This window comes from Burkholderia sp. IT-111MI5, assembly GCF_949752865.1.
Classification (GTDB): Bacteria; Pseudomonadota; Gammaproteobacteria; order Burkholderiales; family Burkholderiaceae; genus Burkholderia; species Burkholderia pyrrocinia_C.
In genome coordinates, this window is the sequence record NZ_CATKIF010000066.1 from 276,412 (window position 1) to 292,173 (window position 15,762).

13 protein-coding genes and 1 other RNA gene are annotated in these 15,762 nt (G+C 66.0%); 4 read left to right on the top strand and 10 right to left on the bottom strand.

The window, feature by feature from the left end; translation table 11 throughout:
* Positions 1 to 12 precede the first annotated feature (12 nt).
* The 3 genes from erpA to rplM form a co-directional block, all read right to left on the bottom strand.
* Positions 13 to 384, bottom strand: a complete 372-nt coding sequence (gene erpA / locus ACM6JT_RS30690) for an iron-sulfur cluster insertion protein ErpA (RefSeq protein ID WP_034182738.1) — start codon at positions 382 to 384, stop codon at positions 13 to 15.
* Between the two features lie 219 nt (positions 385 to 603).
* Positions 604 to 996, bottom strand: coding sequence for a 30S ribosomal protein S9 (rpsI, locus tag ACM6JT_RS30695; RefSeq protein WP_006476904.1), 393 nt, complete (start codon positions 994 to 996; stop codon positions 604 to 606).
* A gap of 10 nt (positions 997 to 1,006) precedes the next feature.
* Positions 1,007 to 1,435, bottom strand: a complete 429-nt coding sequence (gene rplM, locus ACM6JT_RS30700) for a 50S ribosomal protein L13 (RefSeq protein WP_009687896.1) — start codon at positions 1,433 to 1,435, stop codon at positions 1,007 to 1,009.
* Positions 1,436 to 1,746: 311 nt separating this feature from the next.
* On the opposite strand from rplM, the gene ACM6JT_RS30705 reads away from it, so the two are divergent.
* Complete coding sequence (locus ACM6JT_RS30705; RefSeq protein ID WP_105389842.1) at positions 1,747 to 2,052, top strand: DUF1090 family protein; 306 nt, start codon at positions 1,747 to 1,749, stop codon at positions 2,050 to 2,052.
* A gap of 431 nt (positions 2,053 to 2,483) precedes the next feature.
* Entirely contained in the window at positions 2,484 to 2,948 is a 465-nt protein-coding gene (locus ACM6JT_RS30710; RefSeq protein WP_072436316.1) for an OsmC family protein, read from the top strand.
* Between the two features lie 70 nt (positions 2,949 to 3,018).
* Here ACM6JT_RS30710 and rnpB read toward each other — a convergent pair.
* From rnpB to pyrC, 3 genes are all read right to left on the bottom strand, one after another.
* An RNA gene (gene rnpB, locus ACM6JT_RS30715) (RNase P RNA component class A) lies at positions 3,019 to 3,430 on the bottom strand.
* A gap of 12 nt (positions 3,431 to 3,442) precedes the next feature.
* Positions 3,443 to 4,321, bottom strand: coding sequence for a DUF3025 domain-containing protein (locus ACM6JT_RS30720; protein WP_414857847.1), 879 nt, complete (start codon positions 4,319 to 4,321; stop codon positions 3,443 to 3,445).
* Entirely contained in the window at positions 4,318 to 5,382 is a 1,065-nt protein-coding gene (gene pyrC / locus ACM6JT_RS30725; protein ID WP_034182734.1) for a dihydroorotase, read from the bottom strand. Before pyrC ends, ACM6JT_RS30720 begins: the two co-directional genes overlap by 4 nt.
* Positions 5,383 to 5,588: 206 nt before the next feature.
* Between pyrC and ACM6JT_RS30730 the strand changes: the two genes are divergently transcribed.
* A complete protein-coding gene (locus ACM6JT_RS30730) occupies positions 5,589 to 6,500 on the top strand; it encodes a class II glutamine amidotransferase (RefSeq protein WP_414857848.1) in 912 nt (303 codons plus the stop codon).
* Positions 6,501 to 7,140: 640 nt separating this feature from the next.
* On the top strand, positions 7,141 to 12,384 hold the full coding sequence (locus tag ACM6JT_RS30735; RefSeq protein ID WP_414857849.1) for an autotransporter outer membrane beta-barrel domain-containing protein: 5,244 nt from the start codon (positions 7,141 to 7,143) through the stop codon (positions 12,382 to 12,384).
* Between the two features lie 81 nt (positions 12,385 to 12,465).
* Here ACM6JT_RS30735 and ACM6JT_RS30740 read toward each other — a convergent pair whose 3' ends face one another.
* The 4 genes from ACM6JT_RS30740 to ACM6JT_RS30755 all read right to left on the bottom strand — a co-directional run bounded on the left by ACM6JT_RS30740 (position 12,466) and on the right by ACM6JT_RS30755 (position 15,583).
* Complete coding sequence (locus ACM6JT_RS30740; RefSeq protein ID WP_034182731.1) at positions 12,466 to 13,191, bottom strand: amino acid ABC transporter ATP-binding protein; 726 nt, start codon at positions 13,189 to 13,191, stop codon at positions 12,466 to 12,468.
* Positions 13,188 to 13,865, bottom strand: a complete 678-nt coding sequence (gltK, locus tag ACM6JT_RS30745; RefSeq protein ID WP_034182730.1) for a glutamate/aspartate ABC transporter permease GltK — start codon at positions 13,863 to 13,865, stop codon at positions 13,188 to 13,190. Before gltK ends, ACM6JT_RS30740 begins: the two co-directional genes overlap by 4 nt.
* A complete protein-coding gene (locus tag ACM6JT_RS30750) occupies positions 13,865 to 14,605 on the bottom strand; it encodes an amino acid ABC transporter permease (protein ID WP_034182729.1) in 741 nt (246 codons plus the stop codon). The genes gltK and ACM6JT_RS30750 overlap by 1 nt, the downstream gene beginning before the upstream one ends.
* Before the next feature lie 84 nt (positions 14,606 to 14,689).
* On the bottom strand, positions 14,690 to 15,583 hold the full coding sequence (locus ACM6JT_RS30755) for a glutamate/aspartate ABC transporter substrate-binding protein (protein ID WP_034183407.1): 894 nt from the start codon (positions 15,581 to 15,583) through the stop codon (positions 14,690 to 14,692).
* Positions 15,584 to 15,762 lie beyond the last annotated feature (179 nt).

Sequence of the window (15,762 nt, forward strand, 5' to 3'; positions counted from 1 at the left end):
TCTGTCGTGCGCTCAGACCGAGAACGACGAACCGCACCCGCAGGTGGTGGTCGCGTTCGGGTTCTTGATCACGAACTGGGCGCCGTTGATGTCGTCCTTGTAGTCGATCTCGGCGCCGACCAGATACTGGTAGCTCATCGAGTCGATCAGGAGCTGGACACCGTTCTTGTTCATCACGGTGTCGTCCTCGTTGACTTCCTCGTCGAACGTAAAGCCGTACTGGAAGCCGGAACAGCCGCCACCCTGCACGAACACGCGCAGCTTCAGGTCGGGATTGCCCTCTTCGTCGATCAGTTGCTTGACCTTGTCGGCCGCTGCGTCGGTAAAGACGAACGGAAGCGGCATTTCGGTCGTCGTTGCTGCGGATTCGGTAACAGCGTTCATTGCGAACTCTCCAAGAAGCTTTAGCCGCTATTGTAGGGCCGATCAGAAGATCGTGCTGAAGTCCATGAAATCAATAGGTTCTTGTCGATTTCATCAAACCTGCCCGTGCAAGCCGCCGCAGCACGGGCCTCGCAGCGGGCATAAAAAAACCGCCAGCGCGAAAGCTGGCGGTTTTTCCGGCGGGCGCCGCCCGAAAGCGGCGCGGCCATGAAGCGGAAATTAACGCTTCGAGAACTGCTTGGCGCGGCGTGCCTTGCGCAGACCGACCTTCTTACGCTCGACTTCACGCGCATCGCGCGTCACGAAGCCTGCGCTCGACAGCGACGGCTTCAGCGTCGCATCGTAGTCGATCAGTGCACGGGTGATGCCGTGGCGCACTGCGCCTGCCTGACCCGTTTCACCGCCGCCGTTCACGTTCACCTTGATGTCGAACGTCTGGCCGTGGTTCGTGAGTTCCAGCGGTTGACGCACGATCATCAGCGACGTTTCGCGCGAGAAGTAGTCAGCGATGGGCTTGCCGTTGACGATGATGTCGCCCTTGCCAGCCTTGATGAAGACACGTGCGACTGCGCTCTTGCGGCGGCCCGTACCGTAGTTCCAGTTACCGATCATGTGGGTCCCCTTAGATCTCGAGCGCCTTCGGCTGTTGAGCCGAATGCGGATGCGTCGCTTCTGCGTAGACCTTCAGCTTCTTGATCATCGCGTAGCCGAGCGGGCCCTTCGGCAGCATGCCCTTGACCGCCTTCTCGAGCGCGCGGCCCGGGAAGCGTTCCTGCATCTTGCCGAACGTCGTTTCATAGATACCGCCCGGGTAGCCCGAGTGACGGTAGTACTTCTTGTCCAGCGTCTTGTTGCCCGTGACCTTCAACTTGCTCGCGTTGATGATGATGATGAAATCACCAGTGTCGACGTGCGGGGTGAACTCAGGCTTGTGCTTGCCGCGCAGACGGCGTGCCACTTCGCTGGCAACACGGCCGAGAACCTTATCCGTCGCGTCAATCACGTACCATTCGCGCGTCACCTCATGGGCTTTTGCGGAAAACGTCTTCATGATCGATCCAAAAAAAATGCTTTGCCCGATGTGTTCTTCCTGCTTGTCTGTGTGCGCTTCGAGGCGCGGTGCAGGCTCTCCCTGTTCTTTTTCCGTGGGCATGAATGCGGAAAAGCCCTGAATTATAAAGGAAATACGGCAACGCGGTCAAAGGGAATCCACGTCCCGTGTCCGCGGCGCCCGAAATGGGCGAAAATTCGGTCGTGCCCCGACAAGCCAGGCGATCCGAGCGCCCGGGGAGGCACCCATCGACGCGCGGCACATGACCTTGCCGCGCCAGACCGGCCGAATACGGAAAACAACAAACAAGCATGATGAAACAACGACTTACGCCCTTCTTCGCGGCCGCGCTGCTGGCCGCCGCGGCGCCTGCCGTCGCCGCCCAGGTCGGCTGCGAAGCCAAGCTCGACGCGCTCGATGCGCGCATTGCCGAAGCCCGGACCGCCCATGCCGAGGATCGCGTCGCCCGCCTGCGTGCGGTGCGCGAACGCGTCCGCCACTTCTGCGCACGTGGCCACGGCCATGCGTCGGCCGTGACCGCGCCGGCACCCGACGCACGCTTGCGCGGCACACCGCCCGACGCGACATCGCAGCCGGCCGCACGGCAGCCTGCGTAATGAATGCCGGGGGATGCCGGGGCGCGCAAGCCGCGCGCCGATGTTTGCATGGGACGAAAAAAAGCCCGAACGGCTGGTTCGGGCTTAATCCACCTTAGGAGGAGGGTGGAGGAGACATTCGGAGGTTGCCGCAGCGCGACAACCAATGAGGCTCATTATACGAACGTGCCGCCGGCTTCACAAGAAAATTTACATTGCGAAATCAAAGACCATAATGCGAAATTTCGGACGATTGGCAGAAAAATTCAATTTCCTGTTTAAAATCAACCACATGACTCCGACCAAGGCGAACAAAGATAGCCCACACCTAGAGTAAAACCCCTAAAAACAACAGGGAAATCGCCGCTCGGCACGCTGTCGCGCACCGCTCGCGCGGCTCCGGTGCTGCACGTCGTGCACCGCATCAGCCGACCGAAGCGCTGCGGGCTACAATGCCGGATCGAATCCGAATCAGGCAACGCTGGAGTGCAAGCATGGAATGCAAAGTAAGCTGGATGGGTCAGGACGGCATGGCGTTTTCGGCCCAGACCGGAAGCGGGCATCTCGTCACGATGGACGGCGCGCCCGAAGGCGGCGGCCATAATCTCGCGCCGCGCCCGATGGAAATGGTGCTGCTCGGCACCGGCGGCTGCACGGCCTATGACGTCGTGCTGATCCTGAAGAAGAGCCGCCAGGAAGTCACCGGCTGCTCGGTCACGCTGAAGGCCGAACGCGCGAGCGAAGACCCGAAGGTGTTCACGAAGGTGCACTTCCACTTCACCGTCACCGGCCGCAACCTGAACCCGGCCACGGTCGAACGCGCGATCAACCTGTCGCACGACAAGTACTGCTCCGCGTCAATCATGATCGCGAAGACGGCCGAACTCACGCATTCGTTCGACATCGTCGCCGCCTGAACGCACGGCGCTCGCGCACGAAAAAAGGGCCGGCGCTCCGCAAGGAGACGCCGGCCCTTTCGCATTCGAATGGCAAAGCAGGCCGATAAGCCGGATTCTGTGCACGCTGCGCGCCGAAGCGCACAGCGCGTGGCAGCCATTCCTCTAGGCGCGCCATTGCTGACGCGCTCAAGCTTCCTACCCGCAGACGAGACGGGGGCCCCGTCCTGCATCCGAAGATGCGCGCCTGCCTACTTGGAATTGCTCCGGGTGGAGGTTACCGTGCCGGCGAACGTCGCCGTCGCCGCGGTGCGCTCTTACCGCACCGTTTCACCCTTACCTGATCCCGGCTTGCGCCGGGCCATCGGCGGTTTGCTTTCTGTTGCCCTGTTCCGCGTGTCGCCACGGATGGCCGTTAGCCATCACCCTGCCCTGTGGAGTCCGGACTTTCCTCGCCCCCGCGCGCCCGAAGGCGGCGAGGCCGCGACTGCCTAGCCTGCTTTGCGACGCGCATTCTAGCACTGCGCGCCGCCGCCGGCTGCGCGCGTGCGGCGACCGCTGCGGAATACGGCCGGATCGTCGTAGAACGCGGCGCCGGCATTCGCGTCGCACCAGCCCGGTACGCCGAGCACCGGCAGCGGCGAGAAATCGCGGCTCGCCAACTCGCGCGTCGCGAGTTCGGCGGCGACACGCGCATCGACATGCGCAGTGCGCTGCGCGTCGGGCCACGAAAAATAGTCGGCGCTCACTTCGACGATCCACGTGTGCGCCGTGCAGGACTTGTAAGGCGCGACGAGCTTCTCGAGCAGCGCATGGCCGACGAGCCGCGCTTCGCAGCGCGTGCCCCACGCGTCGCGTGCGGCGACCAGCAGCCGCGGCCAGTCGAAGCCGCGCAGCGCATCGACGAGCGCGCGGTCGGCCGTCACGAACAGCGCGGCATTCTCGTCGAACAGCGTGAGCGCATCGCGCAGCGTGCCGCGCACGGGCCCGACGCCGCCCGCCGCGTCGATCGCGGCGGCCTGGCGCGCGTTCAACGCGGCCTTGATGTGCGGATACGCGAACCAGACGAGCGCATTGAAGAAGTCGTGAAGATTGTGGCGGGTCGGCACGCCGCCGGTGTCGGCAATATGGGTCTCGTACGCGACACCAGGCGGCAGTTCGGCCTGCGGCACGAACCGCAGCGGCCTGCCGCGACCGCTGACGCGCCCGCCGTCGCGCAAAACGCCGTTCAGCGCGTCGAGCAGCGCGGCATCGCCCGCCCGTGCGGCCGCCTGCGCGGCTCGGCCGGGCTCCGCGTACTGCGCAAGCCACGGCGCGGACCAGTCGATCCGCGCGAAATCCGCCGCCCCGCTGCCGGCCGTGTGGCCGGCTTCGCGCGGCGGCGCGCCGGTCACACGAGTTTCCAGCCGATCGTCTCGCCGCCGCGCAGCGGCACGACCGGCGTATCGCCCGCGAAGATCTCGCGCGGCAGTTCCCACGCCTCGCGGCGCAGCGTGACCGTCTCGGCGCTGCGCGGCAGCCCGTAGAAATCGGCGCCGAAGAAGCTCGCGAAACCTTCCAGCTTGTCGAGCGCGCCGGCGTGGTCGAACGCTTCCGCATACAGTTCGAGCGCGTGCAGCGCCGTGTAGCAGCCTGCGCAGCCGCACGCGGTTTCCTTCGCGCCGCGCGCATGCGGTGCGCTGTCGGTACCGAGGAAGAAGCGCGGGTTGCCCGAGGTCGCGGCCTCGACCAGCGCGACGCGATGCGTCTCGCGCTTCAGCACGGGCAGGCAGTAGTAATGCGGGCGAATCCCGCCGACGAACAGCGCGTTGCGGTTGTACAGCAGGTGATGCGCGGTGATCGTCGCGCCGAGCAGGCCGGGCGCCGCGTCGGCATCGCGCACGTAGTCGGCCGCGTCCTTCGTCGTGATGTGCTCGAACACGACCTTCAGGCCCGGGAAATCGCGGCGCAGCGGCGTCATCACGCGGTCGATGAAGACTTTCTCGCGGTCGAACAGGTCGATCGACGCATCGGTCACCTCGCCGTGCACGAGCAGCGGCATGCCCGTTTCCTGCATCGCCTCGAGCGTCTTCGCGCATTTCGCGAGATCGGTGACGCCGTGGTCCGAGTTCGTCGTAGCGCCTGCCGGATACAGCTTCACGCCGTGCACGAAGCCGCTTTCGCGCGCGCGGCGGATTTCGTCGGGCGGCGTGTTGTCGGTCAGGTACAGCGTCATCAGCGGTTCGAACGTCATCCCGGCCGGCAGCGCGGCGAGGATGCGCTCGCGATAGGCCTGCGCCTGTGCGGTGGTCGTCACCGGCGGCTTCAGGTTCGGCATGACGATCGCGCGGCCGAACTGGCGCGCGGTGTGCGGCAGCACGGCGGCCAGCATGTCGCCGTCTCGCAGGTGCAGGTGCCAGTCGTCGGGACGGGCGAGCGAAAGCGTCGCCGGGGAGGAAGCGTTCGAGGCAGTCATAGGAGGCGTCGTGAGGAACGGACTGGCCATCAGCGGGGCCGGAACACACGTGCGCGGGCCGACTGACGGCAAACCGCAACACGAGGCCTTTGGCCAGCGGAATCCGCTTTTTACCGCTCAGGGCTCGGTGATATGCTAGAAGCCGCATTGTACCGGGGTTCGCCCGGTTCGTTACCCCCCCGCTTCTGCCTGCCGCCCCAAGTAAAATGTGCCAACTCCTAGGAATGAACTGCGCCGCGCCGACGGACGTCACATTCTCCTTCACAGGTTTCGCGGCCCGGGGCGGGCTCACCGATCACCATGCCGACGGCTGGGGCATCGCGTTCTTCGAAGACAAGGCCTGCCGCCTGTTCATCGATCACCAGGCATCGGCTACCTCGCCGATCGCCGAAATGGTGAAGCGCTACCCGATCAAGTCCAAGAACACGATCGCGCACATCCGCAAGGCGACGCAAGGGCACATCCTGCTCGAGAACAGCCATCCGTTCATGCGCGAGCTGTGGGGCCGGCACTGGATCTTCGCGCATAACGGCGACCTGCAGGACTACGCGCCGAACATGGACGGCAGCGTCTACCACCCGGTCGGCACGACCGACAGCGAACAGGCGTTCTGCGTGCTGATGCAGGGGCTGCGCGAGGCATTTCCCGGCGCGCAGCCGCCGCTGCCGGAACTGTTCGAACGCGTCGGCGAGCTCACGCGCGGCATCACCGATCACGGCGTGTTCAACTTCCTGATGTCGAACGGCCAGGCGCTCTTCGCGCACTGCTCGACGCGGCTGCACTACCTCGTGCGGCGCTGGCCGTTCTCGACCGCGCATCTCGTCGACGAAGACCTGTCGATCGACTTCGCGAAATACACGACGCCCGAGGATCGTGTCGCGGTGATCGCGACGCAGCCGCTCACCGACAACGAGGTCTGGACCGCGTTCGAGCCGGGCGAGCTGATCATGTTCCAGTGCGGCGACGTCGCCGCGCGGATGCAGATCCCGGTGCCCGAACGCGTGCTCGAGAAGCTGCGCAATCCGGCGCTCGACGCGTCGGCCTCGGCACCGCACGAATCACGCGAAGCGCTCGCCACCGCCGCCGACGGCGATTCCGACGACGCGATCGACTTCTGAGCGCCGCGCGCCGGCGCCCTTCCCGCTTTCCAATTCCCGCACGGCGAGACCGTCGTCCGCAACGTTCGGGCGTGGCGGGCGATTTCGTGCGCACGCGATGCGTACGGCTTTCACCGTCGGGGAAAATCGCCTGCCGCGCGCCGGTTTCGTTTCATCCGGACTACATTCCGGCATATCGATTCAATGCGACACAACATTCGCTTGATTTTATTAATTTCCAAGCGAAAATAACTCAAATCCGAAATAAATAAATCCGAAAATCCGGAGCACATATAATCCGGAAACCGCATTCTAACGCACCACCCCGATGCGAACCGTGCGCCACCCCACCGATCCGGCAATCACGCGCCCACGCTGACAAAACCACCCAAACCCTTACCCACAAAGGCTTTCAGTTCGATTCATCACACAATCAAAAAATACCGAATGAAGTCGGCATTATTGCCACATTCATTATTTTTTTGACAATCGGCCACCCTTCCGATCATTAGACTCCTCCCATCCTCGGTGTAACGAATCACGATTGGCGCAGAAACGGCCACGGCCGCTGCACGTCCATTCAGGCCATTACTCCACCGCGGATTGCGATTTCACTGCACCGCGGTGAATACCACTTCAAAAAAAGAGAGAGGGGCTTGTCGTGAATCACTCATTTCGATCGATATGGAGCGAAACCGCCGGCTGCTGGGTCGCGGTTGCGGAAACGGCACGGGCGCGCGGCAAGCGCTCGGGCGGCGAATCCGGCGCAAGCCGCGGCGCTGCACACACGGCAACACGCCGGTCGCCGCTTCGCGTCGCCGCGCTCGGCGCCGCGCTGGCCGCGCTGTCGGCCGGCTCCGCGTACGCATCGACCTGCGGCAGCGGCGCGGCCGTCGCGAGCGGCGGCACCTGCGCGCTCGGCAGTTTCAGCCCGACCGTCAACGACAACCTGGCCGGCGCAACCACCGTGTCGGGCGGCGACACGGTCGGCGTGACGGGTGCATGGACCGGCGCCGGCGGCGACCCCGGCTACACCCTCACGCCGATCGGCAGCGCGACCGTCGTCTCGGGCAACCCGAACCAGCCGCTGCTGTCGCTCGGCGGCAAGACGCAGAGCATCAGCACGCCCGATTCGATCACGGACACCCGGACGTCGGTCGCCACCTACAACTCGTCCGCGTTCTCCGCGTCGACGGCCGGCTCGACCAACGTGCCCGTCTACCATGACGTGAACGGCAACCAGTACGTCAACACGCGGATCGGCACCGTCGACAACTCCGGCGGCACGCTGAACGTGTCGATCGGCAATCCGGCGAACGCGCCCGACGCGGCCGGCAACGCGATCTCGATCGCGCCGAAGCAGACCGACCTGACCTTCGCGGACGGTACGGGCTCGGCGAAAAGCGTCGTCAACTGGAATTCGCGCAACCAGATCTGGCTCGGCACCGGCGACTATCTCGCGAGCGGCGGCCCGGTCGGCAGCATCCGGCTCGACGTGCCGGCCTACGCGGGCAAATTCACCGCGTTCGACGGCAGCGCCTGGAGCGTCACCGATGCCGCGTCGCTGGCCGCCTACAACGACTTTCTGGTGCGCTCGGTGCAAAGCGGTGCGCTCGGCTCGCAAGCAGCCTACGACAGCGCGTTCGGCCAGGCCGTCACGTTCTCGCAGCAAACCTTCCAGTACGCGAACAACGTATCCGCGGGCGACAAGAACACGCTGCCGATCGATCACCTGTCGGTGATGCACGGCACCGGCGCGAATGCGACGCTGCACATCGGCAAGGACGGCCAGATCGACTTCCGCGGCACCGATACGATCGACTCCAGCTCGGCGGTCCTCGCGGAAAACGGCGCGCGCTTCGTCAACGACGGCCGCCTGTCGGGCGACTTCACGCTCGTGCGCCTGCTGACCGGCGCAAGCGGCGTCAACAACGGCGCGATCTCGTCCGGGTACGCGTCCGGCGACAACTTCAACACGGGCGGCAGCGCGCAGCCGGGCAATTTCGGCTTCAACGCGTACACGGAAGGCAACGGCGTATACGCGAATGGCGCGGGCACGACGTTCGTCAACAACGGCGTGATGAACGTCGGCGCGTGGAACCTCGTCGGCAATCGCCCGGACCTGCAGAACTACGCGGTGGCCGCGACGGACGGCGCGAGCGGGTCGAACACCGGCACGATCAACGTCGGCGTCAACGCGACGACGCTCGACAGCCAGGTGATCGGCGGCCTCGTCGCCGGCGGCAGCTTCACGAACGAAGCCGGCGGCACGATCTACCTCGGCCGCGCGGCCCAGTATGACGCCGCGTCGACGGAGGCCGCGAACGACGTCGCACTTTCCGCGCATGCGTACGGCATCCTGCTCGGCGCATCGGGCACCGCGAGCAACCTCGGCACGATCGTGATCGGCTCGCAGACGCAGAACGGCGCCGCGCTGGCGAGCATCGGCTCGTCGTCCGGCACGCTGACCAACGCGGGCTCGATCGTCGTCAACGGCACGCCGCTCGCGAACGTCGGCATGCTTGCGGCCGATAGCGCCGCGACCGTGACCAACATGGGCACGATCACGCTGAACGGCGTGAACGGCATCGGCATCATGGTCGTCGGGACCGGCACGAAAGCGACGGTCGTGACGTCGACCGGCACGATCAACGTGGCCGGCGGCCTCGATCCGGCCTCGGGCACGCGCAACTACGGCGTCTGGGCCGAAGGGCCGCTCGCGAAGGCCACGCTCGACGGCGCGCTCAACCTGACGGGCACCGGCGCGATCGGCGTGCACGCGCGCTCGGGCGCGACGATCGACGTCGGCGCGAACGCGGTGCCGGCCTTCATGTCGGGCACGAACCAGATCGGCTTCTACGCGTATGGCGCGGGCTCGAAGATCAACGTCGCCGCGCGGCGCCTCAGCGTCGACACCGACGACTCGACGCTGTTCCGTGTCGCGGGCGGCGCGACCTACACGGGCAGGTCGGCAGCCGGCGCGCTGACGACCGACGTCAACGGCCAGCATTCGCGCGGCGTGCTCGCGACCGACGCCGGCACCACGCTGTCGACGGGCAACGCAATCTACAACGTCAACGGCGCGAACGGCATCGCGATCGCGGTCGAAGGCGGCGCGAAGGGCACGATCGATGCGGGCGCGACGATCAACCTGAACGCGGCCGGCGCGACCGCGGGCGTCGTCGACGGCCAGGCGCACGACCTCGCCGGCGCGAATGCCGGCGCGCCGGTCGCGACGACGCTGATCAACGACGCCGCCGTCGCGTCGTCGACCGCCGGCGTAACGGGCTTCGTCGCGCAAAACCTCGGCACGCTCGAGAACCGCGACACGGTGCTGCTGACGGGCGCCGGCTCGACGGGCGTCGTGGCCGGCACGCTCGGCACGGTGAACAACGCGTCGACGATCCGCGTAGCCGACGGCACCGGCGCGCTCGTGCAGGGTGCGTCGGCGACGCTCGCCAACACGGGTTCGATCGAAGCCGACGATGGCATCGCGGGCGTGCGCCTGACGGGCGCGGGCGCATCGGTCGCGCTGTCGGGCGCGGGCACCGTCGTCGCGAACGGCAGCGCCGACGGCGTGCTGATCGACTCGACCGTATCGGGCGGCGGGCTCGCGGCCGGCGCGACGTCGATCGCGGTCGGCGGCTCGGGCAGCGGGGTCCGCAACCTCGGCGCGAACACCGCGATCGCGTTGTCGGGCACGCAGGTCGCGACCACCGGCAATGGCGCCGACGGCCTCGCATCGACCGGCGCGGGCGCGCGCATCGCGACCGACGCGGCAACGGTCGTCCGCACCGCCGGCGCCAACGCGCGCGGACTGTTCGTATCGGGCGCGGATTCGACGCTCACGGCCAACGGCACGACCGTCGCGACGACGGGCGCCGGCGCGCACGCGATCGTCATGGACGGTGGCGCGACGGCGCTGCTGTCGGGCGCGAAAGTCACCGCATCGGGTGCCGCGGCCGACGGCGTCGTCGCGCGCAACGGCGGCCGCATCGGCGATACGGGATCGGCGATCGCCAGCGCGGCCGGCAACGGCGCGACCGCGGACAGCGGCGGCGTGCTCGCGTTGACCGGCACGACGCTCAAGGGCGCGACGGCCGGCGTGCTGACGTCCGACACGCTCGCGAACGGCGCGACGAGCTCGGTGCTCGTCGACGGCGGCAGCGTGACGGCCGCCGCCGGGCCGGCATTCGCCGCGCGCGGCGGCACGGCCGACATCGCGGTGCGCAACGGCACGGTCGTGACGGCCGGCAACGGCACGCTGCTGAACCTCGCGAACGGCAGCAACGTGACGTTCAACGCATCGGCGGTGAACCTCACGGGCGACATCGTCTCCGACGCGTCGTGCACCGGCAACGTGTTCCTCGCGAACGGCACGACGCTGACCGGCACGATCGATCCGGTCGCGCTGACGATCGACGGCACGAGCACGTGGCGCATGACGGGCAGCTCGGTGCTGAGCAGCCTGAACAACGCGGGTCTGGTCGCGTTCGCCGCGCCGGCCGGCTCGCCGACGCTCACGGGCAGCTACAAGACGCTGACGACCGGCAGCTATATCGGCAACGGCGGCACGATCGCACTCAACACGTATCTCGGCGCCGATGCATCGCCGACCGACCGGCTGATCGTGAACGGCGGCGCCGCAAGCGGCACGACCGGCCTGAAGATCGCCAACACGGCCGGCACCGGCGCGAAGACGACCGGCGACGGGATTCCCGTGGTCGTCACGGCCAACGGCGGCACGACCGCCGCGTCGGCGTTCCATCTCGCGGGCCCGGTACAGGCCGGCGCATACGAATACCGGCTCTATCGCGGCGGCCAGGGCGACGCGAACGGCTGGTACCTGCGCTCGCAGCTCGATCCGACGGACCCCGGCGACCCGACGATCCACCCGTCCGGCGGCGGCAGCGGAAATGGCGGCAGCGGCACGCTCGCGTATCGTCCGGGCGTCGCCGGCTACTCACTGACGCCGCTGCTGAACGCCGACTACGGCTTCTCGACGCTCGGCAAGCTGCACGAGCGCGTCGGCGACATCTACAACCTCGGCAAGCAGCAGCCCGGCAACCGCGATGGCGTGTGGGGCCGCATCGGCGGCCAGAGCCTCGATGCGGACGCGGGCCGCTTCGCGGCCGACGAGCGCACGTTCTTCGCGCAGTTCGGCAAGGACTGGACGCTCGACCAGGCGCCCGGCGGCGGCAGCACGCATGCGGGCGTGACGGCCAGCATCGGCGTGTCGAACGCGAGCTTCAGCGACATGGCGCGCGCCGACTCGCCGAACCTGTCGACGTCGACGGGCTCGGTCGAGATGCATGCGCAGAGCGTCGGCGGCTACTGGACGCGCTACCTGACGGACGGTACGTACTTCGACAGCGTCGGGCAGGTCACGCACTACGGCAACCGCTATCGCGACAGCTACGGCAACGAGGCGTCGCAGAACGGCTTCGGCATCGCGCTGTCGCAGGAGGTCGGCAAGCCGTTCGGCATCGGCGGCACGCCGATCGCGATCGAGCCGCAGGCGCAACTGATGTACCAGTACCTGAAGCTCAACGGGTTCAACGACAACGTGTCCGCCGTGTCGGGCACGACGACGCATGCGCTGCGCGGCCGCGTCGGCGTGCGCATCTTCCGGCCGAACCTCGAGGCGAACTCGGGCGGCGGCGCCGCGACGCCGTACTTCACGGCCGACGTGCTGCACGACTTCCTGTCGCCCGGCCAGACCGTCGTCGGCGGCACGCCGTTCGCGACGCATCTCGGCCGCACGTGGTACGAGCTCGGCGTCGGCGTGACCGCGGGCTTCGGCAAGTCGGGCGAGCTGTACGCGAACGCGAAGATCGCGCGCAACATCGGCGGCGCGTACCGGCGCGGCATCGTCGGGCAGGTCGGCTACCGGTACAGCTGGTAACGGCGCACAAAAAAAACCGCCCGGCGCTCGGCCGGGCGGTTTCGCATTGGCGCGCGCGAAACGCACGCAGTGCACGAACGCTCAGTGCAGGATCTTCGCGAGGAAGTCCTTCGCGCGCTCCGATTTCGGATTCGAGAAGAAATCGTCCTTGCGGTCGTCCTCGACGATCGCGCCCTTGTCCATGAAGATCACGCGATGCGCGACCTTCTTCGCGAAGCCCATCTCGTGCGTGACGACCATCATCGTCATCCCTTCCTGCGCGAGTTCGACCATCACGTCGAGCACTTCGTTGATCATCTCCGGATCGAGCGCGGACGTCGGTTCGTCGAACAGCATCGCGATCGGGTCCATCGACAGCGCGCGCGCGATCGCGACACGCTGCTGCTGGCCGCCCGACAGCTGGCCCGGATACTTGTGCGCATGCGCCTTCAGGCCGACGCGATCGAGCAGCTTCATGCCCTTGTCGGCCGCTTCGTCCTTGCCGCGGCCGAGCACCTTGATCTGCGCGAGCGTCAGGTTCTCGGTGATCGACAGGTGCGGGAACAGCTCGAAATGCTGGAACACCATCCCGACCTTCGAGCGCAGCTTCGACAGGTTCGTCTTCTTGTCGCCGACCGACTGGCCGTTCACGAGGATCTCGCCCTGCTGGAACGGCTCGAGGCCGTTGACGGTCTTGATCAGCGTCGACTTGCCGGAGCCCGACGGGCCGCACACGACGACCACTTCGCCTTTCTTGACCTCGGTCGTGCAGTCGGTAAGAACCTGAAACTGGCCGTACCACTTGGAAACGTTCTTGATGGAAATCATCGTGTGACCTTTTTCTGGAGACTCTTGACGAGAACAGACGCCAACGAGCAAATCACGAAATAGCATGCGCCGGCGAACAGGACCATCTCGACGGTCGTGCCGTCGCGATCGCCGACGTTGGCGGCCGTGCGGAAGAAGTCCGCGAGACTGATCACGTACACGAGCGACGTATCCTGGAACAGGACGATCGCCTGCGTGAGCAGCAGCGGCACCATCGCGCGGAACGCCTGCGGCAGGATCACGAGGCGCATCGCCTGCGCGTAGTTCATGCCGAGCGCGAACGCGGCGTTCACCTGCCCGCGCGGCACCGACTGGATGCCGGCACGGATGATCTCGGAATAATACGCGGCTTCGAACAGCGAGAACGCGACCATCGCCGACGCGAGGCGGATGTCGATCGTCGGCGACAACCCGAGCACGCCCTGCAGCAGCTGCGGCACGATCAGGAAGAACCACAGCAGCACCATCACGAGCGGGATCGAGCGGAACACCGTCACGTAGCCCTGCGCGAACCACGCGAGCGGCTTGACGCCCGACAGCCGCATCAGTGCCAGCAGCGTGCCCCACACGATCCCGACGACGATCGCGATCAGCGTGATCTGCAGCGTGACGATCGCACCCGTCCACAGCGTCGGCAGCGCGCCGGGAATACTACTCCAGTCGAACTGATGCATCACTTGCCTCCGATATAGCCGGGCAGCCGCGTACGGCCTTCGATCCAGCGCATGAGCGACATCACGACGAGGTTGATCAGCACGTACGCGAGCGTGACCGCGATGAACGACTCATAGGTCTGCGCGGTGTAGTCGACGAGCTGGCGCGCCTGCGCGGACAGGTCGAGCAGGCCGATCGTCGACGCGACGGCGGAGTTCTTGAAGATGTTCAGGAATTCCGACGTGAGCGGCGGCACGATGATCCGGTACGCAACGGGCAGCAGCACGTAGCGGTACGTCTGCCATTGCGTGAAGCCCATCGCGAGGCCGGCGGCGCGCTGGCCCTTCGGCAGCGCGTTGATCCCCGAGCGCACCTGTTCGCACACGCGCGCGCCCGTGAACAGGCCGAGACAGACGATCGACGCGGTAAAGAACTGCGTGCCCGGCGGCAACTGCTTGATCCAGGTGCCGATCGATGCGGGCAGCAGTTCCGGTATCACGAGATACCAGATGAAGAACTGCACGATCAGCGGAATGTTCCGGAAGATCGACACGTACGCGGTGCCGATCGCGGACAGCCATTTGTTCGGCACCGTGCGCAGCACGCCGAACAACGAACCGACGATCAGCGCGATGACCCAGGCGGCGAGCGACACTTCGATCGTCACCCGGAAGCCGGACATCAGCCATCCGAAATAAGTCGTCGGCTCGCCGGTCGACACGGGGCTCAGGAAGATGCCCCAGTTCCAGTGGTAAGACATGGGCAAGACTCCAGCAAAAAGAAACGGAAGAAGCGTGGCCTCTTCCGTCTCATTAGCGTCATTTCTGCATCAACGGCCGTGCGGTCAGTCGAGTGCCTTGTCGTTCGGGTTCGCGTACAGCTTCTTCATCGATTCGGACAGCGGGAAGTTCAGGTTCAGCCCCTTCGGCGGGATCGGGTTCTCGAACCACTTCGCGTAGATCTTCGCGGCTTCGCCCGACTTCTCGACTTGCGAGATCGCGTCGTCGACGACCTTCTTGAAGTCAGCATCGCCCTTGCGCATCATGCAGCCGTACGCTTCTTCCGATTGCGGCGTGCCGACGATCACCCACTCGCCCGGCTGCTTCGCCTTCGCGCGCTCGCCCGCGAGCAGCGCGTCATCCATCATGAACGCGACCGCGCGGCCCGATTCCAGCGTGTTGAACGAGTCGCCGTGATCCTTCGCGCTGATGATGTTCATGCCGAGCTGCTTGTCGTTGTTCATCTTGCGCAGCAGGCGCTCCGACGTCGTGCCGGCGGTGGTCACGACCGTCTTGCCCTTCAGGTCCGCGAAATCCTTGACGCCCGAATCCTTCTTCGTCATCAGGCGCGTGCCGATCACGAAGATCGTGTCGGAGAACGCAGCTTGCTGCTGACGCTCGGTGTTGTTGGTCGTCGAGCCGCACTCGATATCGACCGTGCCGTTCTGCACCAGCGGAATGCGGTTCTGCGACGTGACCGGGATGTTCTTCACCTGCAGGTTCGGCAGGTTCAGCTTCTTCTTCACCGCGTCGACCACCTTCAGCTGGAATTCGCGCGAATAGCCGACGACCTGCTGGCTCTGGTCGTAGTAGGAGAAGGGGATCGACGATTCGCGGTGGCCCAGCGCGATTACGCCCGTGTCCTTGATCTTCTTCAGCGTGCCCGTCTCCTGAGCATGCGCGCCGCTTGCGAACGCGCAGAGCGCCGCGACCATCAGGACTGCCTTGTGGTATTTCATTTTGGTCATCTCCTTGGCTAAAACCCGCGCCAGTGTATCAAAGTAATATTTTTGAAAGTACTGGTTGTTTACCGAACTACGAATCGCGCTGTCCGGCGCCTTCCTCCCGGCTCCGGGCACCCTTTGCGCGCCCCAATGCGCGCGCGGGCGGCACCGGATTCGGCACCGCCCGCGAGGGT

What these genes read in the sequence shown, in the direction of transcription:
- ACM6JT_RS30710 (WP_072436316.1), top strand. Translation starts at nt 2,484, where the DNA reads ATGCCGGATCGAATCCGAATCAGGCAACGCTGGAGTGCAAGCATGGAA.
- rplM (WP_009687896.1), bottom strand. Translation starts at nt 1,435, where the DNA reads ATGAAGACGTTTTCCGCAAAAGCCCATGAGGTGACGCGCGAATGGTAC.
- ACM6JT_RS30755 (WP_034183407.1), bottom strand. Translation starts at nt 15,583, where the DNA reads ATGAAATACCACAAGGCAGTCCTGATGGTCGCGGCGCTCTGCGCGTTC.
- ACM6JT_RS30730 (WP_414857848.1), top strand. Translation starts at nt 5,589, where the DNA reads ATGTGCCAACTCCTAGGAATGAACTGCGCCGCGCCGACGGACGTCACA.
- gltK (WP_034182730.1), bottom strand. Translation starts at nt 13,865, where the DNA reads ATGCATCAGTTCGACTGGAGTAGTATTCCCGGCGCGCTGCCGACGCTG.
- ACM6JT_RS30705 (WP_105389842.1), top strand. Translation starts at nt 1,747, where the DNA reads ATGATGAAACAACGACTTACGCCCTTCTTCGCGGCCGCGCTGCTGGCC.
- pyrC (WP_034182734.1), bottom strand. Translation starts at nt 5,382, where the DNA reads ATGACTGCCTCGAACGCTTCCTCCCCGGCGACGCTTTCGCTCGCCCGT.
- rpsI (WP_006476904.1), bottom strand. Translation starts at nt 996, where the DNA reads ATGATCGGTAACTGGAACTACGGTACGGGCCGCCGCAAGAGCGCAGTC.
- ACM6JT_RS30740 (WP_034182731.1), bottom strand. Translation starts at nt 13,191, where the DNA reads ATGATTTCCATCAAGAACGTTTCCAAGTGGTACGGCCAGTTTCAGGTT.
- erpA (WP_034182738.1), bottom strand. Translation starts at nt 384, where the DNA reads ATGAACGCTGTTACCGAATCCGCAGCAACGACGACCGAAATGCCGCTT.
- ACM6JT_RS30750 (WP_034182729.1), bottom strand. Translation starts at nt 14,605, where the DNA reads ATGTCTTACCACTGGAACTGGGGCATCTTCCTGAGCCCCGTGTCGACC.